This window comes from Arthrobacter sp. Ld5, from assembly GCF_051172775.1.
Taxonomy (GTDB): Bacteria; Actinomycetota; Actinomycetes; order Actinomycetales; family Micrococcaceae; genus Arthrobacter_D.
In genome coordinates this window covers 123,133-144,863 of record NZ_JBPKBO010000015.1, presented here as the reverse complement: position 1 = coordinate 144,863, position 21,731 = coordinate 123,133, and the positions used below count along the sequence as shown (strand labels likewise).

General features: G+C 69.5%; 16 protein-coding genes. 4 read left to right on the top strand and 12 right to left on the bottom strand.

The genetic code is table 11. The features are described 5' to 3' along the window. Nucleotides 1-24: 24 nt before the first annotated feature. Both ACSGDB_RS06660 and ACSGDB_RS06655 read right to left on the bottom strand, forming a co-directional pair. Entirely contained in the window at nt 25-1,929 is a 1,905-nt protein-coding gene (locus ACSGDB_RS06660) for a glycosyltransferase (protein WP_434993721.1), read from the bottom strand. Beyond that, nucleotides 1,926-2,909 carry a hypothetical protein gene (locus tag ACSGDB_RS06655; RefSeq protein WP_434993720.1) on the bottom strand — a complete coding sequence of 328 codons (984 nt, stop codon included), beginning with the start codon at nt 2,907-2,909 and terminating at the stop codon, nt 1,926-1,928. Before ACSGDB_RS06655 ends, ACSGDB_RS06660 begins: the two co-directional genes overlap by 4 nt. Before the next feature lie 129 nt (nt 2,910-3,038). Between ACSGDB_RS06655 and ACSGDB_RS06650 the strand changes: the two genes are divergently transcribed. Next, entirely contained in the window at nt 3,039-4,844 is a 1,806-nt protein-coding gene (locus tag ACSGDB_RS06650) for an ABC transporter ATP-binding protein (RefSeq protein WP_434993719.1), read from the top strand. A gap of 33 nt (nt 4,845-4,877) precedes the next feature. Here ACSGDB_RS06650 and ACSGDB_RS06645 read toward each other — a convergent pair whose 3' ends face one another. Together ACSGDB_RS06645 and ACSGDB_RS06640 are read right to left on the bottom strand one after the other, a co-directional pair. Beyond that, nucleotides 4,878-5,879, bottom strand: coding sequence for a glycosyltransferase (locus ACSGDB_RS06645; RefSeq protein WP_434993718.1), 1,002 nt, complete (start codon nt 5,877-5,879; stop codon nt 4,878-4,880). Further along, nucleotides 5,876-7,012, bottom strand: a complete 1,137-nt coding sequence (locus ACSGDB_RS06640) for a glycosyltransferase family 1 protein (RefSeq protein ID WP_434993717.1) — start codon at nt 7,010-7,012, stop codon at nt 5,876-5,878. The genes ACSGDB_RS06645 and ACSGDB_RS06640 overlap by 4 nt, the downstream gene beginning before the upstream one ends. A gap of 141 nt (nt 7,013-7,153) precedes the next feature. On the opposite strand from ACSGDB_RS06640, the gene ACSGDB_RS06635 reads away from it, so the two are divergent. Then, a complete protein-coding gene (locus tag ACSGDB_RS06635; protein ID WP_434993716.1) occupies nt 7,154-8,362 on the top strand; it encodes a glycosyltransferase in 1,209 nt (402 codons plus the stop codon). Between the two features lie 15 nt (nt 8,363-8,377). Here ACSGDB_RS06635 and ACSGDB_RS06630 read toward each other — a convergent pair whose 3' ends face one another. Beyond that, nucleotides 8,378-9,493 carry a glycosyltransferase gene (locus tag ACSGDB_RS06630; protein ID WP_434993715.1) on the bottom strand — a complete coding sequence of 372 codons (1,116 nt, stop codon included), beginning with the start codon at nt 9,491-9,493 and terminating at the stop codon, nt 8,378-8,380. Continuing rightward, nucleotides 9,490-10,614: a glycosyltransferase family 4 protein gene (locus tag ACSGDB_RS06625; protein ID WP_434993714.1), complete on the bottom strand. Its 1,125-nt coding sequence runs from the start codon at nt 10,612-10,614 to the stop codon at nt 9,490-9,492. Before ACSGDB_RS06625 ends, ACSGDB_RS06630 begins: the two co-directional genes overlap by 4 nt. A gap of 142 nt (nt 10,615-10,756) precedes the next feature. Between ACSGDB_RS06625 and wecB the strand changes: the two genes are divergently transcribed. Beyond that, complete coding sequence (gene wecB, locus ACSGDB_RS06620) at nt 10,757-11,815, top strand: non-hydrolyzing UDP-N-acetylglucosamine 2-epimerase (protein WP_434993713.1); 1,059 nt, start codon at nt 10,757-10,759, stop codon at nt 11,813-11,815. Here wecB and ACSGDB_RS06615 read toward each other — a convergent pair. From ACSGDB_RS06615 to ACSGDB_RS06595, 5 genes are all read right to left on the bottom strand, one after another. Then, nucleotides 11,790-12,944, bottom strand: a complete 1,155-nt coding sequence (locus tag ACSGDB_RS06615; protein WP_434993712.1) for a glycosyltransferase family 4 protein — start codon at nt 12,942-12,944, stop codon at nt 11,790-11,792. The two genes, wecB and ACSGDB_RS06615, sit on opposite strands and share 26 nt — an antisense overlap. Continuing rightward, nucleotides 12,935-13,933, bottom strand: a complete 999-nt coding sequence (locus tag ACSGDB_RS06610; protein WP_434993711.1) for a Gfo/Idh/MocA family oxidoreductase — start codon at nt 13,931-13,933, stop codon at nt 12,935-12,937. The genes ACSGDB_RS06615 and ACSGDB_RS06610 overlap by 10 nt, the downstream gene beginning before the upstream one ends. Before the next feature lie 3 nt (nt 13,934-13,936). After that, nucleotides 13,937-15,028, bottom strand: coding sequence for a DegT/DnrJ/EryC1/StrS family aminotransferase (locus ACSGDB_RS06605; protein ID WP_434993709.1), 1,092 nt, complete (start codon nt 15,026-15,028; stop codon nt 13,937-13,939). Further along, on the bottom strand, nt 15,025-15,621 hold the full coding sequence (locus tag ACSGDB_RS06600) for an acyltransferase (protein WP_434993708.1): 597 nt from the start codon (nt 15,619-15,621) through the stop codon (nt 15,025-15,027). Before ACSGDB_RS06600 ends, ACSGDB_RS06605 begins: the two co-directional genes overlap by 4 nt. Before the next feature lie 76 nt (nt 15,622-15,697). After that, on the bottom strand, nt 15,698-16,987 hold the full coding sequence (locus tag ACSGDB_RS06595; RefSeq protein ID WP_434993707.1) for a nucleotide sugar dehydrogenase: 1,290 nt from the start codon (nt 16,985-16,987) through the stop codon (nt 15,698-15,700). A gap of 253 nt (nt 16,988-17,240) precedes the next feature. Between ACSGDB_RS06595 and ACSGDB_RS06590 the strand changes: the two genes are divergently transcribed. Then, nucleotides 17,241-21,308, top strand: coding sequence for an FtsK/SpoIIIE domain-containing protein (locus ACSGDB_RS06590; RefSeq protein ID WP_434993705.1), 4,068 nt, complete (start codon nt 17,241-17,243; stop codon nt 21,306-21,308). On the opposite strand, the gene ACSGDB_RS06585 is transcribed toward ACSGDB_RS06590, so the two are convergent. Continuing rightward, on the bottom strand, nt 21,271-21,693 hold the full coding sequence (locus ACSGDB_RS06585) for a hypothetical protein (RefSeq protein WP_434993703.1): 423 nt from the start codon (nt 21,691-21,693) through the stop codon (nt 21,271-21,273). The genes ACSGDB_RS06590 and ACSGDB_RS06585 overlap by 38 nt on opposite strands. Between the last annotated feature and the right edge of the window lie 38 nt (nt 21,694-21,731).

Below are 21,731 nucleotides of genomic sequence, written 5' to 3'. Positions count from 1 at the left end.
TACGCCGGTCCTGACGCGCCCGCCCTACCGCCTCAGGACGTGAGCCAGGGCGAGAGTGCCCCTCACGAGATCGGCTCCGGTCCGCGACCTCAGCTGCCAGACCGCCCGTGTTGCCCCGGCATCCGCGGCCAGTACGACGTCCGCCGTGGGCAGCTCCGACATGAAGAGGGAATCCTTCAGCACGGACCGGGCCAGACGACGCGAGCGCAGGTTGTCACGGAGCAGCCTGCCCGCCACCCCGGCGGGACCTCGAGCCGAGGCCAGTCGCTGGGCCTGCCGCTCGGCCTGCCCTGGGCGCGCGAGGAGAAGATCATGCCCCTCTCCGCCCATCCGGATGCCGTCCGCGGCGAAGGCGGTCAGTGACAGCGTGACCCCGTCGATCGTCGCGGCCCGGGCACGGAGATCATCGAGGACTTCCTTGCTTCCCTCGTCCATCACCACGAGCACCTTCACCGCGCGCGTCACCGCCGGCGTGCCGGAACTGCCCGGGGCTCCAGCACGGACATCCGGCTGAGGCACCTCACCATCAATTCCTCGCGGCGACGCAGGACCGCCGTCGTCGCTCGTACCCGGCTGGTGCTCCTCGGGTCGGTCCGGCCGAACAACCTGCGTCAGTTCCTCGATCACAGGAATCATCGTGGTCGAGCGGAGGAAGGACTGGCCATAGTCCCAGGCTGCTGCCCAGCGGGCCTCGTCCGGCGCTCGAAGTGCCTCTGCGCAGGCCCGGAACGCTGCGCTGATCCCGGAGGGTGTCAATTCGCGAGCCGGGAACCACAGCGGATAGTCCCGCAACATGTCCGTTGCTGCATTGCCCTCGTCATGGACAGAGACGATCGGCAACCCCGTGGCCAGATACTCGGCGGTCTTACCTCCCGTCACGTACTTGCCCGAAGCGAGCAGCAGGATCAGGGCGTCCAGCTTCCCGTAGAAACGGGCAACCTGCCGCTTCGGAACGGGTCCGCCGTATTCGAGGCCGTGCTGCCGTACGCCGTCGAACCTGCGGAGCAACGCAGGAGCCGCGCTTCCGCTGGAGCTCAACTTGCCCCGGATGTGCGCCGCTGCCGCCGGCGCCTCCCTGTCATCGGCCAGCCCGAAGGCATCGACCCACCCGTCGAGGAGTTCCTCCAGCGGGTTGTTCTCGTGCTGCAGCGTGCCCAGGTATCCGAAGGAGGGCTTCTCGACGGCCCGGACCACGGGCCTGGCATGCCCGGGCTGCGGGTCGAAGCCGTTCGGGACAACGCGCATCTTCGACGCCGAGGAGGGGTACCGACGCGCGTACTCGTCGCGGATCGGGCCATTGACGAACCAGACCTGCAGGGCTTCCTGAAGGAACGTCGACTCGAGCTTTCCGAGGCGGGACTCCACCCCGAAGTTCTCATGTCCGGTGATCGTGTTGAAAGCCCAGGCATCGCGGTAATCCATGACGTAGGGAACCCCGGGCAGGGAACGCGCGATCGCGAAGGAGACGTAGGGGCTGGCCGACGCAAGGACCAGATCCACAGGGTGCTGACGATGGATGTCACGAGCGGCGTTCGATGCCGGCTTCAGCCACAACCCGTGGAAGGCTTCCGGGAACGCACGCCTGCTACGCGCTGACAGGAGCCGCTCCCAGGCGTAGGGGGCTTCGACGCGCAGCCTCGAGAACGCCCGCAGGTCACCCCTCGCCCGGTCCTCGGAACCTCCATCCGAGATCCGCACCACGCGAACTGCAGGGTCCACGGCGTCGAGGAGTTCGGTATCAACCCCCGATATCTCGGACCAGGTCTCACCGTCGATCGTGAGGACGGTGACGTCCCATCCGGCTGCCGCGAACGCGTTCGGCACCGCCAGGCACCGGTATACGGAGGACGCGGTACTCGGAGGGTAGGCGAAGGCGACGTACAGCAGGTGCGGCTTGGTGCCCTTTGCTGCGTCCGTGTCACCGGTCATTCTGCTGCTCCGGCCGACGAGTCCTCCAACACCCGGGCATACACGGTCCTCAACCGGCTGATCATTCCGGCCGGGTCGTGGTGGCGGCGGACGTACGCCGGTCCGCCCACCCTCTCGGACGTCGTCTGCGGATCACCAAGGGCTTCGACCACAGCCGCACCAGCCTGATGGCGCGGAACCACAATCGCCCCCATCTCATCGCCACGCGGGTAACCATCAACAGGATCGGAGAAGATCAGGGGAACGCCAATGGACATTGCTTGTAATTCACTCACGGACAGTATGCCGGCAGTCTGACCCACCGCTACGTGGGCCTGCGCAAGCTCTGCCACGTAGTGTTTGGCGTCCATCTTGGGCAGGAGCTTGACGCCGAGCTCTGCAGCCTCCTGAGCACGGTTGCCCCAGTCAATTCCGACCACCTCAGCCTCCGATCCCACCGCGGACACCACGTCGGCCGCAGCTTCGAGGAGCCCGTCACCACCTTTTTGTGCGTCCCACCGCGAGGGGAAGAAGACTCGTGGGCGCGCACTCGGATTCCAGGTTGGCAGCATCTCGAGATTCATAGCTTGCGGCATGTATTCGGCATCCGGACGAGCCAGCTGGGCCTTCTCTCGGAGTTCCGGCGTAGTGAAGAAGACATGTCGCGCCAAATCGACGTCCAACTTCAGTGCGTCTCGGTGTTCGTCCTGCCAATAGTTCTCCTTGATGTCCGTGCCATGCAGCGTCAAGACATAAGGCCGCGAAAACCGCCCGCGGGCCCACCGCGCCCGTCCGCCCATGTGCACGTGCCACAGTTCGGAGCGCGGATAGCTCAGGGCCAGCTCGGCGAGGAAACGGTAGTACGCCTGCTTCGTCCCCCCTCGCGTCCACGGCCCCTGCACCTGGCGCCACGGCTGCTTCTGGCGGCGCCCTTCGGCCACGAGCGCCGACCCCACATCGGCGCAGTCGAACAGGTGTGTCACGCGAGTGGTTTCAGACATGCAGGTCATCCTCTCATGCGTCGTGAGCCGCCTGTCCCCACAGCCCAGGAGATAGCGCTGAAGGGACGCACGTAGGATGGAGTGCGTGCCCGCTGCGGGTACGACCTGCTCCCCCGCTTCGGAGAACCGATGAAAGAACTGCTTCGCGTCCTGCGCGAACTCATGCCCCTTCTCCCTGCCAACGCGCGCCGTTTCATCCTCGTGTTCGGCATCTCCCTCTCCGTCCTGTCCCTGGTCGAGGCCGGCGCTCTGGGTATTTTCGCCGTGGTGATGACCCAGATTCTCGGTGGCGGCGACATCAATCTTCCGCTGCTCGGCACCGTCTCCCGGGAGACGAGCCTGTGGCTTCTCGTCGCATCGGCGGTGCTCATGATCGGGAAGTCCCTCGTCGGCATCTGGATGCAGTGGATCTCGACGCGGAAGTTCGCCGAGTTCGAACTCCAGATCGGAACCCACCTCTTCAACAGCTACATCCGCTCCCCCTGGACCGAACGCATGAAGCGGTCCACCGCGGAACTGGTGCGGCTCATCGACGTGGGCATCGCCAACACCATTGCGGGCGTGTTGGTGCCCGCCGTCACCATTCCGTCACAGATCCTCTCCTTCGTGTCGGTACTGGCCATCCTCGTGGTCACGCAACCGCTGACGGCCCTGATCACCGTGATCTACCTGGGGCTGATCGCGGGTGTCCTGTACGTGTGGCTGACGAAGAAGTCGTACGAGGCCGGCCGGGTCAACCGCGACTCGGCGATGCGGATGTCCACACTCGTGTCCGAGATGATCGCCGCGCTGAAGGAAATCACGCTCCGCGACAAGGCGCAGGAGGTGGGTGACGTGGTCTTCGTAAGCCGTTCGCGTGCCGCCCATTCCCGCTCGAACATCCGGTTCCTCGCGGCGGTACCGAAGTTCGTCGTCGACATGGCACTGATCGGCGGGGTGCTCCTTATCGGCACCGTGTCCTTCCTCACGGGTGGTCTGGAGAGCGCGCTGGCCGCCGTCGCCATTTTCGGCATAGCCGGCTTCAAGATGGTGCCATCCCTCACCGCCGTCCAGTCGCAGCTCGCCCTGACGCAGTCGACCCTCCCCTACACCAGCATCGTGATGGAGGACATCCGGCGCATGGATTCCTACAGCGACCGGGACGAGACCATCGGTTCCCGTCAGATCGGTGCCGAACCGCGGAGCCTGACGCTCTCCGGCGTCGGTTTCACCTACCCCGGTGCATCATCCCCCGCCGTGCAGGACATCGACCTGGACATCCCGCTCGGCTCGTCGGTCGGCATCGTCGGACAGTCCGGGGCGGGCAAATCGACCCTCATCGACATTCTCCTGGGGCTGCTGACCCCATCGGCAGGGTCGATGCGGCTCGACGGGGTACCCCTGGAGGACGTCCTGGCGGACTGGCGGTCCCGGGTGGGCTATGTGCCGCAGGACGTCGCCATCTTCGACGGCTCGATCGCGCAGAACGTGGCCCTCACCTGGAGCGGTGATTTCGATGAGCACCGGGTGCGCGAAGCCCTTCGCCGGGCCCAGCTGCTCGAGACCGTCGACTCCAGGGCCGGCGGGATCCACGGAAAGGTGGGAGAGCGCGGTCTGGCGTTGTCCGGCGGTCAGCGCCAGCGGCTCGGTATTGCCCGGGCACTGTACGTGGAACCGCTCGTCCTGGTGCTGGATGAGGCGACCAGTGCACTGGATACGGCCACCGAGGCCGCGGTCGCCGCGGCCATCCAGGAGCTGCACGGCGAGATCACCGTCATCTCCGTCGCTCACCGGCTCTCCACCATTCGGCACAGCGACCAGGTCTGTTTCATGAAGGACGGCTCGATCGTCAGCCGCGGAACATTCGACGAAGTGGTCGCTGGAAACCCGGACTTCGCCCAGCAGGCGCTGCTGGCCGGTCTCAACTCGAGTGAGCAACCGGTTCAGAACAGCTAGTCGGACCTCCGGGAGGCGTCCGTCCGCGCTCCATCAGACGGTCGTCCGGGAGACCGCCTGATAGAGCGAGTCGAGCCTCGGCACGTAGGAGGCGGCGTCGTACCGTGGCAGCGCCCAGGCCGAACTGCCGAGCCGGCGCGCGGCACCTCGAGGATCATTCAGGGCCTCCAGAACCTGCCCCACGACGTCGTCCACCGATCCCTGCATGACGGGCGGCACGCTGCCGTCGTCGGGCCGGCCGATGCGGATACCCAGTGCGGCCATGGGCAGTCCCATGCAGAGCGCCTCGAACTCGCTGGTCGCGAAGTTGTCCGTGGCCTGGCCGATCGCGATGTGCGCCCGTGCCATCAGGGCGTGGAACTCCGTCTGGGGCATCCGCGGTAGCAGTCCGACGCCTGCCCGTCGCGCCTCCTCCGCGCCCGGCCCCCAGTCAAGCCCGGCCAGGCGTGCCCGGGGGCCGACGGCACGCGCCAGCGTGCGCGCAAGTTCCAGCTGCCGATCCACGCCCTTGTCCGCGTCCCACCGCGAGACGAAGAGGATGGTGGGGCGCCCCGTGTCGGGTGACCACGACGGCAGCGTCGACGCGTCCACGAGCGCGGGAAGGAATTCGGCGTCGGAGCGCGCCGCGCGAGCATTGTCTGCAGTGTCGTTGTTCGCGAAGAAGACGTGGGCGGCCTCATCGACGGCGCGTTGGATCTCACCGTGGAAAGCCGGGTCCTTCCACTGCCGTCGGATGTCGGAGCCGTGGAGGGTGAGCACGTAGGGGCGCCGCGGTACTCCACGCTCGCGGAGGAGGCGGGCTGAGGTTCCGTAGTGCACGTGCACCACCTGGGCGCGAGAGACCGCCCTCATGCGGCGCACGAGGTACGGGAAGTAGGTCGCCTTCCGACGGAGCGGACCGCCGACGACAGGACCCGGGGGCCGGACGAGCGAAGGGGGTAGATAGTCCCAGTGCAGGCCCGCGCGCCCTGCCGCAGCCACCATCGACCGCGCCACGAAGGCACAGTCGTTGAACTGGAGAACCTCTGGGGTCACACTGCTTCCTTGCCGCCGACGAGAGCGTCGACGGCTCGCGCCCACCCCTTGACCTGTTCCTCGGCCGACAGCTTCTTCGCTGCCGTCGCGGAGGCGCGCTTGTAACCGGTGACGGCTTCGGGCGTCAGTTCGTCGATGGCCGCCGCAAGGGACGTGGCCGTGAAGTCCTCCGTGACCGTTCCGATCCCTTCTGCCCGGACGAGCGCCGCCATCTCCGGCGACGGCCCGATCACCACGCCGAGGCGGGCCTGGACGAAATCGAAGAACTTGTTGGGAAGCGACCAGGCGAAGTTGAAGTTGACCGGCGGGAGCACGTACACCCCTACGTCGTAACGGTTCAGCGTGTGGGCGAGTTCGGCATACGGAACCGGGTCGTGGAGGACGACGTTCGACATCGCCGAGATGCGGCTCTTCAGCGACTCGTAGTAGGGCCCCCGGTTCTGCGTCAGATACAGGTCCAGTGTCGCCGTACTCTTCAGCATCTCCATGGCGTCCAGCGTCAATTCGATGAAGCGCCCCTCCTGCGCGGCTCCGGAGTGCACCATGCGGATCGTGTCCCCCACCGGGCCCGGCTCCAGCTCGGCGAAGGGGGCCGCATTGGTGATGACGGAAGGGTCGAGGCCGAACTCACGCCGGTATTCATCGGCAATATGCCCGGCGACGGTGGACACCGAGTCCGCCTTCGTGGCGAACGTGCCCACCATCCATCGCATGAACGGCCCGACGAACATCCGCCACCTGGGGAGTTCCTCCTTCATGCGCGGGCAGTACTCGTGGAGGTCCAGATGGACGCCGTGTTCCGCCTCGAGGGAGAGGGCGAGACCGGCGGTGTCGATGTCATTGGCGAGGATGACGTCGAAGCTGCCCGGGGTGAGGCGCGGCTTCAGGTAGGAGATGACCGGGTTCGTCCAGTAGGCGCGCCGGTACGAGCGCGCCATCACGGCGACGCGGTCGTACTTCCATTCCTTGAGCTCGGCCGGTATCTCGACGTGGTCCCGCACCCCTTCGGGTGCCTTGCCGTAGCCGCAGGTCGAGATCTCGTAGCGGTCCTTGAACAGGGCGATCTGCTTGAGGATCCTCGCGTCTGATCGGAGCGGAGAAAAGGACATGATGAGCAGACGCGGGGCAGACATGCGCCAATCATGTCAGCAGCCCTTGATCAAGTCTATTTGCGTGGTCCCTCCGGCGGACCCCCGGCGTCGAACCGGTCGGGGCCGAGGATGCCGGATGAAATAGGCTGTCCTGAAGCCCAGATCCCTAGGAGCGTCCGGCCGATGAGCCCCCGCGAGAGCCTTACACCGCAACTTCCCCCGACCATCGAGGCAGTCGTGCCACTCCACGACGCGGCCCGTCCGATCCGGCGTACCGTCGCCTCCCTCGCGGACCAGCGACAGTCCCTGGCGGAGGCCGGGGCGCGTCTGGAGATCTCCATCGTCTGCCACAACATCCCGGTCAACGCGGTCGAGGAGCGGCTGGACGGCGATCTGGCCGGCGCCGGGATAACCCTGGTGCCCTTCGTCGACGGCGTCTACTCGCCTGCGGGTCCGAAGAATCACGGCCTTCGGAACTCGTCGGCGACCTACGTCACCTTCGTCGACTCCGACGACTACCTCGAGCCGGGAGCGCTCGGAGCGTGGGTGCAGGCTGCTGAAACAACGGGGGCCGACGCCGTCCTTGCCCCTGTCCGCACGCCGGCCGGGAACATGCTCGCGACGCCGGGGCTGCGCCCGAGCAAGCCCACCGTCCTCGATCCGCTGAAGGACGGTCTGGCGACCCGCAGTCTGCCGTACGGGCTGCTGCGGGTCTCCTCGTTGCATGAGATCGGATTCCGCTTCACGAAAGGCCTGAGGGTCGGCGAGGACCTCGAGCCGACCTTGAGACTCCTCTTCAGCGGTCGCGTCATCACCTATCCCTATGGCAGCGCCGCCTACCACCAGACGGATGACGCCGCCGAGGGTCGGGTGACCGCGACCCTGGCCCCTCTCAGCGAGGAGTTCCGCTGGCTCGGCCCCCTGGCGGCACAGGATTGGCTGCTCTCCCTTCCCAAGAGCCATCGCCGTGCGATCGCACTGAAGCTCATGAGGATCCACGGGATAGGCGCCCTACTCCGGCGGGGCGACGCGATCGCCCATGGCGTGGAAGATCCCTCGAGTGCGCCGCCGGAGCCCGGCACGGTGTGGAATGCGAACGAGCGGGAGGCATGGCGCTCGTTCCAGCGGGAGATCGAGTCCCTCGCCGGCGGTGAACTGGCGGCCCTCAGCCGACGGGATTCCCAGCTCGCCGCAGCCGCCGGCGCTACCGACGATCCCGCGCTCCTGGCCGCCGCACGGTCGCGCTACCGGACGTCAGGCCGCCGCGGTGAGCTCATGACCAACAAGCCGTGGAGCGCATTGACGCGCGAGTCGATCATCCGGCATTACATCAGGGAGAACCGACGTCGGGCCACGGGTGTCTTCGATGTGGGCACGCAGTCGGCCGGCTGACCCTGATGTCGCTTCTCAGCGCAGCAGTGCGGCCGCGGGCATGAACCGCAGCGGCGATTCGGGGTTCAGCGCCGACTTCAGCGACGACGGCACCAGGGTGTCCACCCGACCGAAGCGGCGCCGTGATGCCGCACGCCGCTGCAGCTCGTCCGACCCGATGGAAGGATCCAGGATCGCCCGCACCAGCCGGTGATCGGCAAGGCTGAGGGGGTCGAGGGCGCCGGGCGCCTGTGCGAGCAGCGTGGTGAGGATCCGGGACGCCACCGCCCTGTCGTCGTCGGACCACCCGCCGGACTCGAATCGGGTCTGGACCAGACCGAAGACGTGCACCCGCACGAGCTTCACGACGATCGACCGCCGTTCGGAGACAGCCCGTCCCTGGAACCACTCGCTCTGGACGAGCGCCGTGGCGAACTCGAGTTCCGCGTCCACCGGGCGGCGGGCGAAGGTGACCCTGTCCGATGCGTCCGCCCCCACGACATAGCGTCCGGCGCCACGCGCGTAGTCGATCCTCCCACCACCGAACCACAGCTTCGAGGTGAATTCCTGGTCGTCGCCGGTCGGGAATCCCGGTGTGAAGCGAAGTGAGAGCCGCCCGACCTCGCTCCTGCGCAGCAGGCCGAGCGGCGCCGTGCGGTACGACAGCCTGTCCCGGACGGGGTGCAGGTCGCGGTGGCGGCCGGGGCGGAGGACCGGCGTGCGGATCGTCCTGCCGTCGGCATGGCGTTCCGGGGCGATCACCACGTCCGACCGGAGCTTCTCGGCCAGCGTGAACCAGTCCGAGATGGCGCCGGGTTCCACGGTGTCGTCGCTGCCCATGACGCCCACGTAGGGGGCGGTCGCGTGCGCGATGCCGTGGTTGAGAGGCCCCGCGGGGCTCTGGATCCCGTCGCTCAGCTCGAGGAATCGGACGCGGGCCCGATCCTCGTCCAGGACGCCGGGGGCGATCCTCGCCGCGGAGATGTTGTGGCAGACCACGGTGATCCTCAGCCCATCGGGCCGACCGTCCACGAGGCCGCCGTCGAGGAGGGACCGGACGGCCGCCCCGATAGGGCGCTGCTCGTTGTGGACGGCGATCACCATGTCGACCCGCGGGTCCCGAGGGGTCTGCCCGCCTGATTCCGTGGTCATGGGCGGGCTCCCTCACGGACAGTCCGGCCTGCGCGCCGCAGGGCGGCGGCGTACGCCCCCGTGAACAGGTCGCCCACCACGCGGGCATTGAATCGCTGCCGGATGGGTGCTGCGATCCCCTCCGGTGTGCGGTCCTCCAGCAGCGTGGCCGCTTCGAGGATGGCGCGGCCGAGGGCCTCGGCCGTGGGCTGCCGGACGAGCACGCTGTTGGAGGCGTCGCAGTAGTCGTCGTACCCGCCGGCGACGGCGGCCACGACCGGCCTTCCGGACGAGAGAGCTTCGGCCGCTGCAGTGAAGAAGTTCTCCTGCTCCGATGGAAGGAAGAACAGGTCCGCATCCTCGATCCGGGCGAAGATCTCGCCCGGCGGCACGGCCCCCCGCAGGAGGATGCGGTCCGAGAGTCCCACCGCTGCGGTCCTGTCCCGCACCTCCCGCTCGAGCGGGCCGGCCCCGATCCAGTCCAGTTGCACGTCCCGGCCCTGATCGGTCAGCCATCGAACGGTGTCGACCGCGAGGAGGGGCCGCTTCCTGGGCACGAGACCACCGACGGCCACGAGCCGGAGTGTCCCCTCCCGTGGCCACGGCCGAACAGGGCGATCGTTGTCCACCACGCACGGGACGACCACGGCCGCTCCGGGGCGGGCGAAGTGCTGCAACCGCTCGGTCAGCTGGGTCGTGACCCCGGTGACGCTGTGCGGGAACCGGAGGACATAGCGGAGCCAGGCGAGGCGCTGCCACAACGGCCCGACGCTCGCGGGGTTGGTCACACCGTTCCAGTGTTCGGTGTGGACCCACGCCGGCCGGGTAGTCAGCCACACCGGCAGCACCATGAGGATGGTCGAGAACGCCATGGAGTGCAGGACGTCCGCGCCCTTCATCTCGCGTCGGACGACGGCGAACACCCTGAGGATGCTCCATGGCCGCCGGAGATCGAGCGAGATGCGCGAGACGGTCACGCCGTCGAACACCTCCGTGATGGGAACCGCGCCCGAACGGAGGCGGATGTGGACCACCCGGACGTCGTGGGCGGACCGGATCGCCTTGACATGCTCATGGTTGAACGGGGCTTCGGTCGGCGCCTCGGCGGACGGATACCAGGTCGACAGCGCAAGGACTTTCACCGGACAAGGCTATCCCACCGGTTTCACCCCCCACTTCCTGCCGAGCCCCCGACGCTTCCCGCCGGGGCACCGCGAACGGAAGGCGCACGTGGGCCTCCCGTTCCGTTCAGGAAGCTCGTCGCGGAACCGCTAGGCTGAACGAATGCGTATTTTGAGTGTCGTCGGTGCCCGTCCCCAGTTCGTGAAGCTCGCCCCGATCGCCCAGGCGATGGAAGGCAAGGCCGAGCACCTGATCGTGCACACCGGACAGCACTACGACGAGATGATGTCGGACGTCTTCTTCACGGATCTCGGGATCCCGACCCCGGACTTCAACCTCGGCGTCGGGTCGGGGAAGCATGGGAAGCAGACCGGAGCCATGCTCGGCGGACTCGAGGAGATCTTCGAGGAAGTGCGGCCGGACTGGGTGCTCGTCTACGGAGACACCAATTCGACGCTCGCAGCCGCCGTCGCGGCCGTGAAGATCCACGTCCCGCTCGCACACCTCGAGGCCGGGCTGCGGTCCTTCAACCGCCGGATGCCCGAGGAGCACAATCGCGTCCTCACCGACCACGCCTCGGATCTGCTGCTCGCGCCGACCGAGGTGGCGATGCAGCACCTCGCCACCGAAGGCCTGGCGGACCGCAGCGTCCTGGTGGGCGATGTGATGACGGATGTCCTCTTCCGGACCCGCGCGGCTGTGCAGTCGCGCACCGAGGCGCTGCCGAGCGGCGTGGAGCCCGGCAACTACTACATCAGTACCATCCACCGTCCGGACAACACCGACGATCCGGTGCGCCTGAAGCAGATCGTGGACTCGCTAGCGTCACTGGACAGGCCGGTCGTCCTTCTCGCGCACCCCCGGCTGGTCGACCTGGCGCGCCGGCACGGCCTCGAACTCGAGACCGGAGCCGTCCGCGTCGCCTCCCCGCTGGCCTACCCGCAGCTGATCAACGCCGTGATGAACAGCGTGGGCGTGATCACCGACTCGGGGGGCCTGCAGAAGGAGGCGTTCCTCCTGCGGGTTCCCTGCACCACGATCCGCCCGGAGACCGAATGGGTCGAGACCGTGGAGCTGGGCTGGAACGTACTCGTCTCGGAGAACCTCACCTCACTCGCCTCCGTGGTGCAGCGCCCGACGCCCGATCCCACCACGGCAGCACCGTACGGCACGGGTGAAGCGGCAGGCGCGGTGGTCAGCGCACTGCTGGAACAGCGCTGAGGATCACCTGCGCTGCGCGCCGTCCCGCGACGCGCAGCGACGCATTCCCCTCGGCCCAGCTGGAACGCTCCGCCCGATGATGATCCGTCTCCTCGAGGAAGCGCATCATTGCCTCCGCGATGTCGGCGGCGGAATAGCCGCTCGCTGCTCCAAGACCGTTCTCCGAGACCATCCGGGCACCGTCACCGACCCCCGCATACACGACCGGGGTCCCGCAGGCCGCAGCGGCGTAGATCTTGGTGGGCTTCGCGAAATCGTAGCCCTGGCCGGGCACGATGCTCACCAGGGCGGCGGAGGCTCCACGCAGCCAGCGGGCCGCCTCCGCCGGGGGCACGACGCCGTTGAAGGTCACCCGTTCGGGGGCGAGCTCCTGCGCCCGGGCGCGCAGGGCGGCCTCCGCTGACCCCTGACCGAAGAAATGCAGCCGGGCGTCGGGGAATCGCTCGAGGACCAGGGCCATCGCTTCGATGAAGATCTCGGCACCCTGCCACTCGGACATGGTCCCGGTGTAGACGAAGTAGCAGTACCCGGGGGTCGCCGTGGGCCCCTCGGCGGAGAAGACGTCGGTGTTCACGCCGTTGCCGACGACCGCCACCTGGGCGGGGTCGAGGCCGAACTGGCCGGTCTGCTCGGCCACGCCGTCGGAGATGGCGATCACCTTCTGCGACCGGCGCAGGGCGATGCCCTCGATACGCGCCATCAGCTTCACGACGGGGCTGGGCGCACCCGTCGCAGCGAGGGCATCGGTCCAGATGTCCGCGGCGTAGTAGACGTAGGGGCGCCGGCGCAGGAAGGACGATGCAGCCACCATGAGTCCCGTCGTCGGCGGCGGTTCCGCGACCACGACGTCGGCCCGGCTCGCAAGGAGCCTGAAGAACAGCGGGATGTCGAAGCTCATGTACTGCACGTAGCCGCGGACGTTACCGCCGCTGTCACGCAGCACGGGCCACCGCTTCACGGAATCGGTGGCCCGACCGCGCTGACCGCCCTCACTGGGAGGCCGGGTGGTCAGCACCGTGACGTCGGCCCCGCCCTCCTCCAGCCCGCGGACGAGGGCCTCGAGCCGGAAGGCCGCGGCACCGACCTCCGGTGGGTACAGACGGGTCGCAACGAGTACCTTCAGCGCCACGCAGGCAGCCCGATCGTCGAGTTGCTGTTCGCCGCCTCGATCATCGCCTCGGCAACCCTGAGCGTGGCGAGTCCTTCCCGCATCGTCACCGTGTTGTCGGCGACGCCGAGGGCGGCGTCCCGGAACGCCTCGAGCTCGGACCGCAGGGGCTCCCGCTTGGTCAGGGCCAGACGGGTGATGTTGCCCTCCGAGACACCCCTGAAGTTGGACACGGCCTCCCACTCCGTGGTGAACGTCCCGTTCTCGTAGAACGTGAGGTCCGCCGTCAGCGTGTCGGCCACGAACGCGCCCTTCTCCCCCGTGACGACGGTCAGTCGTTCCTTCATGGGCGACAGCCAGTTCACGAGGTGGCTGGTGATCACGCCGTTCTCCAGCTGGCCGGAGGCGGTCACCATGTCCTCGTGCGGCCGGCCCGAGCGGGTGCTCGTGCGCGCGGAGACGGAGGTGAACGGTGACTGCGCCAGCCAGGACGTGAGGTCGATGTCGTGGGTCCCGAGGTCCTTGACCACGCCGACATCGGCGATCCGGGCAGGGAACGGCCCCTGCCGACGGGTCGCGATCTGGTACACGTCGCCGAGATCCCCGGCTTCCAACCGGCTGCGCAAGGACTGCAACGCCGGGTTGAACCGCTCGATGTGTCCGACGGCGCCGACGAGACCCGCGCTCTCGAACGCCTCGACCAGGCGCTCGCCGGCGTCCACGGTGTCAGCGATGGGCTTCTCCACCAGCGTGTGGACGCCGGCGGCCGCGAGGGTCAGCCCGACCTCCTCGTGCAGGCCCGTCGGGACCGCGCAGACCGCCATGTCGATGCCCTGGTCGATGAGCTCCTCGATGGAGCCGCAGAGGGGCAGGCGTCCGGCCACGCCGTGCGGGTCCCCGTAGGCGTCCGCCACGGCGACCAGCTCGACGCCGTCGACCTCCCGGAGGGCCCTGGCATGGTGCCTGCCCATCATGCCCAGGCCGATGAGTCCGACCCTCAGATCAGCCATGCCCTAGGCCCCCGCCTTCGCCAGCGCGTTCACGGCGGTGATGATGCGGTCGAGGTCCTCGTCGTCGAGCGATGGATGCACCGGCAGGGACAGGACCTCACGGGCGGCGATCTCCGTGTTCGGGAGGTCCTCGCTGCGCCTGAAGGAGGGCAGCCGGTGGTTCGGGATGGGGTAGTAGACCCCGGACCCGATGTTGTACTCGTCCTTCAGGGCCGCCGCGAACGCGTCGCGGTCGTTGCCGACACGCACGGTGTACTGGTGGTACACGTGGACCGCGGTCTCGGCGACCTTCGGCGTCTCCACGCCCTCGATGTTCTCCGTGAGGAATACCGCATTGGCCTGGCGCTGCGCCGTCCATCCGCCGACCTTGGTCAGCTGAACACGACCGATCGCGGCGTGCAGGTTCGTCATCCGCGCATTGAAACCGACGATCTCGTTCTCGTACTGACGCTCCATGCCCTGGTTGCGCAGCAGCCGGAGGCGGCGTTCGATCTCGGGGTCGCCGGTGGACACCATCCCGCCTTCTCCCGAGGTCATGTTCTTGGTCGGGTAGAGCGAGAACATCGCGAAGTCGCCGAACGTACCGACCTGTCGGCCGGCCAGCGACGCCCCGTGCGCCTGGGCGGCGTCCTCGAAGAGCGCGATGCCGTGCTGGTCGGCGAGCGCGCGGAGCGCGACGACGTCCGCCGGATGCCCGTAGAGGTGGACCGGCATGATGCCCTTGGTCTTCTCGGTGATCAGTCCCGCGACGTGGTCGACGTCGAGCGCGTAGTGATCGAGTTCGATGTCGGCGAAGACGGGGGTGGCTCCGGTGAGCGCGACGGAGTTGGCCGTCGCCGCGAAGGTGAAGGACGGGACGATGACCTCGTCGCCGGGTCCGACCCCGGCCGCGAGCAGCCCGAGATGCAGGCCTGCGGTGCCGGAGTTCACGGCGACAGCGCTCCGGCCGTCGAGGAGGACCTCCGAGAACTCCTTCTCGAAGGCGGCGACCTCGGCCCCCTGGGCGAGCATGCCGGACAGCAGGACGGCGTCGACGGCCTTCCGCTCGTCGTCGCCGACGATCGGCTTCGCTGCTGGGATGAATTCCTTGCTCATGCGTCTACCTCTACTCGTGTCAGGGTTTCGTCGAGTTCCTTGTACCGTTCCCCGGTCTGAGGGCAGACCCACAGGTCACCCTCGGCGCGCAGCGGCTCGCCCGCCCGGCCCACCCACCCGATGCGCCTGGCGGGGACACCGGCCACGAGGGCGTGCGGGGGCACATCCTTCGTGACGACGGCGCCGGCCGCGACCGTCGCCCAGGCGCCGATCGTGACGGGTGCCACGCAGACCGCGCGGGCGCCGACGGCCGCACCCCGTTCGATGGTGACGCCGACGGGAACCCAGTCGTGGGCGCTCTTCAGGTCTCCGTCGGGAGTGATGGAGCGTGGGTAGGTGTCGTTCGTGAGCACCACGGCAGGCCCGATGAAGACGCCGTCCCCCAGCACCGCCGGCTCGTACACGAGCGCGTAGTTCTGGATCTTGGAGTTGGCGCCGATCCGGACACCGGTGCCCACGTAGGCCCCGCGTCCCACGATGCAGTTCTCGCCCAGGGTCGCCTCTTCCCGCACCTGCGCGAGGTGCCAGATCTTCGATCCCTCTCCGATGACGGCCTCGGGAGAGACGTCGGCCGTCTCAGCTATGTAGCTCACGTCGCTTCGCTTCCTGTCTGTTCGTGCCGCGGGGCATCCCGCGCGCCGTTCTTCAGCGGGCCGACCGGGCGGCGGCTCAAGCCTTGCCGATCACGCGGTAGGTCACGCCGGTCCACTGCTCGGCGCTGCTCACCCGCCGACCGTCGATGAACGTCCTGACGCCGGGGAGGTCGGCCGGCGTCAGCGAGGCGTACTCCGCGTGATTCGCCTGGACCACGGCGGCCTCGACGGCCTCCCCGAGGTGGTACGGCACGAAGCCGAGCTTCTCGAGTTCCTCGTCCGTGTACATCGGGTCGTGGACCAGCGCGGTCGCCCCTCGCGAGGTGAGCGCATCCACGGCGGCGAAGACGCCGGAGAAGGCGGTCTCCTTGACTCCCCCGCGGTAGGCCGCGCCGAGAACCACCACGCGTGCTCCCTCGAGGGAGCCGTGGGCGCCCTCGAGCAGGCCGATCGTGTAGTCGGGCATCCCGGCATTGGCTTCCCGCGCCGCGCGGACCACGGTGGCGGCAGGATCGTTCCAGAGGTAGAGGCGTGGATAGACCGGGATGCAGTGACCGCCGACGGCGATGCCGGGCTGGTGGATGTGGCTGTACGGCTGCGAGTTGGACGCATCGATGACCTGGTAGATGTCGATGCCGACTGTTGCCGCGTACCGGGCGAACTGGTTGGCGAGCCCGATGTTCACGTCGCGATAGGTCGTCTCCGCGAGCTTGGCCAGTTCGGACGCCTCGGCCGACCCGAGGTCCCACACACCGTTCCCGCGCTGCAGGTCCGGGCGGTCGTCGAAGTCCAGGACGGCTTCGTAGAACTCGACGGCGAGCTTCGCGCCCGCGGGCGAGAGCCCCCCGACCAGCTTGGGGTACTTGCGCAGGTCCTCGAACACCCGGCCGGTCAGGACCCGTTCGGGGGAGAAGACGAGGTGGAAGTCCTCGCCCTCGACGAGTCCGCTTCCCGCTTCCAGCGCGGGCTTCCACCGATCGCGGGTGGTGCCCACCGGGAGCGTCGTCTCGTAGGACACGAGGGTGCCCGGCGTGAGGTGGCGGGCCAGTTCAGCGGTTGCCGCGTCCATCCAGCCGAAGTCGGGCTTCGCGTCGGCGTCCACGAAGAGCGGGACCACCAGGACGACGGCGTCGGCCCCCGGCACGGCGTCGGCGTAGTCGGTCGTGGCGCGCAGCCTGCCGGCCGGCACCAGGTCCGACAGCATCTCCTGAAGGTGGGCCTCGCCCGGGAACGGTTCGATTCCCTCATTGACGGCTTTCACGATGGTCGGGTTCACATCCACCCCGACGACCTCGTGGCCCTTCGAGGCGAACTGCACCGCCAGTGGAAGCCCGATCTTACCCAGGGCAATGACGACAATCTTCACGGAGAGCACCTTTTCGTTGTTCATCCCCCGCGAGCGCGCAGGGCTCGGTGGGGCTTTCGTTGCAACAAGCCTATCGGTAGATGACCGGCTTCCTCCCCGTCCCGACGCCGCGCCGTCCGCCGATGGCGGGAAGAGCGACGCTCTGCTGTGCTGCGCGGACGCCCCGCGAAGCGTTGTCCACATGCGTGGAACGCGCCCCTCCACCTCCCGGTCGGCCCATAGCGTGGTGGCAGTCACCGCCCAGGAGGTCCCGATGGATCTGCACCTCACCCTCGCGGGCGCTCCCCCGAGAACCTTCCCGCCCCGGGAGATCGTCGTCGACACCGATACCCTCCGCACCGGCGCGGCACTGGCGGACCGGCTCGCGGCGGACGGGTACCGGGGGCCGTTCACCGTGGACGGAGTACCGCTCGGCGCCCTGCTCCCCCACACCGGCGGCTTCGTGCACGGAGCCGTGATCGTGTGCGGCGCGGTGCCGGGTCCCCCCGCCCCGGCACCGCTCCCCCACCTCGCGTTCGTCGTCCACACGGGCCCCGACGCCGGCCAGGTGATCCCCCTGACGCGCGGCAGCTACGTCGTCGGCCGCGCGGCGGCTGACATCACGATCGCCGATCCCGCCCTCTCCCGACGCCATGCCCTGCTCACGGTGGCGGAGGACTCCATCGTCCTCGAGGACCTCGGGTCGGCCAACGGGACCTTCGTCGACGGGGTCGCGATCACGACGGCGGACATCACCGATGCGGCGGACCTGCGGGTCGGAGCGAGCAGGTGCGGCATCGAGCTGATCGACGCCCCGGGTTGGACGCCGACAGACCCGCGGAGCGTGCTCGAGCCGTTGCCCGTGCACGCGGCACTCCCGGATACCCCGTCGCGCCTCCTCGTCCTGACAGCGCTCCTGCCACTCGTCCTCGGCGTCGTCCTCGCCCTGACCACGGGCATGTGGTTCTTCCTGGCGTTCAGCGCCCTCTCCGCCCTGACCGGACTCGTTCCGCTGATGACGCACCGACGGAAGGCGGCGGTCTTCGCCGCCGAGGTGCGCGACGCCGCCGGGCGCGATTGCGCCCGGCGCAGGAGCGCAGCGCCAGACCCGGGCCAGACGGGGCTCGATGCCCTCCGCGCGTCCCGCCGCCCGCCATCGGGGGCGGCCCCAATCGAGAGGGAGGAACCAGACTTCGTCCTGCTGCGCCTCGGCCTGACGGACCAGCCGGCGAACCTCACGGTCGCGCGGTCCGGGTCACCGTTCGAGGCCCCGGTACTGGACGGCGTTCCACTCCTGCTCCCCTGCCCGGGGACCACCGGTGCCGGCGAGGCCTCCTGCACCCTGCCCTTCACGATCAGCGGGGACCGTGCTGCGGTGGACTGCGTCCTGCGGGCCCTCCTCCTCCAGGCGGCCCATCCGCGGTCAGGGGCTCCGACCCTCGTGTGCTGGGGTGCTGCCCGGTTCCTCCCGCACCACGCACGCTTCCTGCCGAACGTTCACCTCACGCACGACCCGGGCGTCCTCACCGCGCTCGCGGCACGCGCGGCGCTCCTGCTGGTCTTCCAGCTCGCCGAGGACCTACCCGCCCTGGCCGGTGCGGTGCAGGTCGTCGTCCTCCGCTTCGCCGCCGGTCCGCCACCCGGCGGGCCTCCGTCCAGCGGGGGCGGGCGTGGCGGAGAGGGCATGCTGCTCACGGACGGGAAGGCCCTGGTCACCCTGGGAGGTGGCGAGTACGAGGTCCTCCCGGACGGGGTGTCGGCGCGGACCTTCGAGCGGAGCGCGCGGCTGCTCGCCCGGGCGGCGGCGCTGGACCCGGCCTCGTCGGCCCGCTGCCGGAGCACCCGCCCCGGGACGGCGTCGGCCCTGCCGGCGTCCGTCTCCCTCTGGTCGGCCGAGCTGAGGCCGGACACGCTCGCCCCTGCGGTCGCCGGCAGGTGGTCGTCGTCCGACGGCGGGCACGCGACCGCCTGCGTGGGCCGGTCCGCGGACGGCCCGCTGTCGATCGACCTCGTGAAGGACGGTCCCCACCTGCTGGTGGCCGGCACCACCGGCTCCGGGAAGTCGGAGTTCCTGAGGACCCTCGTCCTCGGCCTCGCCCTCCATCACCCGCCCGACCACCTCACCCTGCTCCTGATCGACTACAAGGGCGGTTCCGGCCTCGGCCCGCTGGCGTCGCTCCCGCACTGCGTCGGCGGCCTGACCGACCTGTCGGGCGAATCGACCGCGCGGGCCCTGACGTCGCTCCGTGCGGAGCTGCGTCGGCGGGAACGGCTGTGCTCCGGGTACAGCGTCCGCGACCTGGACGAACTGCGCCGCGCCGCACCCCTCGCCTGCCCGCCGCGGCTGGTGATCGTGATCGACGAGTTCCGGATGGTGAGCGACGACGTACCCTCCGCGGTCCCGGACCTCATGAGGATCGCCTCGCTCGGCCGGTCGCTCGGAGTGCACCTGGTCCTGGCCACCCAACGCGCCCAGGGCGCCGTGACGCCGGACATGAGGGCGAACATCACCACGTCGGTGCTCCTGAGGGTCCAGACCCCGCTGGAGTCGCAGGACCTCCTCGGGACGTCGGCGGCCGCCGACCTGCCCGTCGACATCCCGGGCCGCGCCTTCCTGCGCCGCGGGTCGGAGGCTCCCGTCGCCTTCCAGACCGCGTCGGCGTCGGCGCCACCTCCCGCGGACCATGGTGGGGGCTGGCAGGACGTCGCCACCCATATCGGCGGCCCCTCGGCCCGCCCCGCCCTCGGCGGCGCCCCCGACGCCGCGGGGACCGTGCGCCGGCAGCCCTCCGACACCGTGGGCGACGACGCTGTCGATCGGGCTGTCGAAGCGCTGCGGTCCGTGGCCGGCGGAGGCGCCGCCCACCCACGCCGGCCCGTCCTCCCGCCGCTGCCCCGCGCGCTCAGCACGACGGCGTGCCGCGCCTTCCCTCCCGTCACGGCGGGGAACGACACGCCGGTGACCGGTCCTGCCGGCGGCGTCGCCCTCGGCGTCGCGGACTTCCCCGACCGCCAGGCCCAGCGGCTCCTGCTGTGGCGGCCGCGGGACCACTCCCACCTCGCCGTCGTCGGGCTTCCGGGCAGCGGTGGGGCCCGGGCCCTCGCGGCGGTCGTCGCAGGCCTGCCCGAGCTGGACCCCGATGTGCACCTGTACCTCCTCGACGGCGACGGCACCCTGTCCGACGGCTCGAGGTACCCGCAGACGGGCGCCTACGTCCGTGCGGACGAGACGAGACGCGCCGGGCGCGTCCTGGAGAGGCTGGCGGGCCTCGCCGGTCCCCCCGGCGAGGGCCCCGGCATCGTCCTCGTGGTCACGGGGTGGGGGCGCTGGAGCAGCCAGTTCCGGCAGGGCCGCCTGGCCCGGGCGGAGGAGGACCTGCACACGCTCGTGCGCGACGGCGCCTTCCGCGGCGTCACGGTCTGCATCGGTGGGGATCGGGAACTGACCGCGGCACGGTTCTTCGCCCTCCTCCCGAACCGCGTGTACCTCCCGCTGGGAACGCAGCAGGAGACGACCCTGACCTGGCCGAAGCTGCCGCCTCTGGATGCGGTAGCGGGCAGGGGTCTCGTCCAGGGCCGTATCACCGGAGCCTGGGGCGATGGCGTCTGCCAGCTCGTGCAGGACGGCACCCGTCCCGGCCGTCCCGGGACACCCCCTGCCCGGCCGCCGTTCCCGGTCCACCGGCTCCCCCGCACCGTCGACGCCGCCCGCCTCCACGCGCGATCGTCGCCGGAGCTGCGCCGTGGCTCGATCGATCTCCCCGTGGGCGTCTACGGGGACGACCTCGAGCCGTACGCCATCAGCCTCCGGCCTGGCGAGGTCTTCCTCGTGCTGGGCCGTCCGGGGGCGGGGCGCACCACGACGATCCGCGTGCTCCGGGATGCGGCCGCCCGGCTCAGGCCCCGTCCGGCCGTCGTCGCGCCGCCGGACGGCGCATGTCCCTCGGAGTCCATGGGCTTCTGGAAGGAACTCGTCGCGTCCGGCGCGCGGCCTCCGGCGAGCGACTGCCTCCTGCTCGTCGACGACGCGGACCACCTCCCCGCCGGCATCCACCAGGTGCTCGCCGGGCTGGTCGCACAGGGCGCAGCAGCGGTGCTCGCCGCCGTGCCGGGTCCGTCCCTCGCGGCGCGGGTTCCCCTGGCCGCCCAGGTGCGCGGACTCGGTCGCGGTCTCGTGCTGTCTCCGAGGTCACCCGGCGACGGCGACTTCCTCGGGGTACGCCTCGACCCGGACGGGGCCGCGATCCCCGGTCGCGGGTACGCCTGCGACCCGTCGGAGGTGGTGGAAGTGCAGGTGGCGCGGCCTACAGCGTCCTTCCCTGCCCCGTCGCCCGGGTCGTGAACTCCACGACGGGCTTCGAGAAGAGGGTGACGATCACGGCCGCGGCCGGTGCCATGAGCAGGAACCCGATGAGGGGATTGCCTGCCGTGAAGAACGGGAAGGCCAGAATCACCAGGAAGAGCTGGACCACGAGCGACGGCGATCGAGGCCAGCGGAAGCCTGCCCCGAGTTTCCTCGCCATGGCCACCAGCCCCGCGGCAACCAGAAGGAGCAGCACGGTCATGAAGACGGATCCCCCGACGGAGACCGGGTCGCCGCCGAAGATCGACCTGAGGAAGCCGACTGAAAGGGCGAGGAGCGCGATCGCCTCGAGCACCAGGACTGCGGCGATCAGGAGGACGCCGGGCGGGCGGGTTGCCCGCTGCGGGGCTGGATCGGTGGCCACTCTCGAACCCTACCCGACCCGCTGATGTGTGACAGACG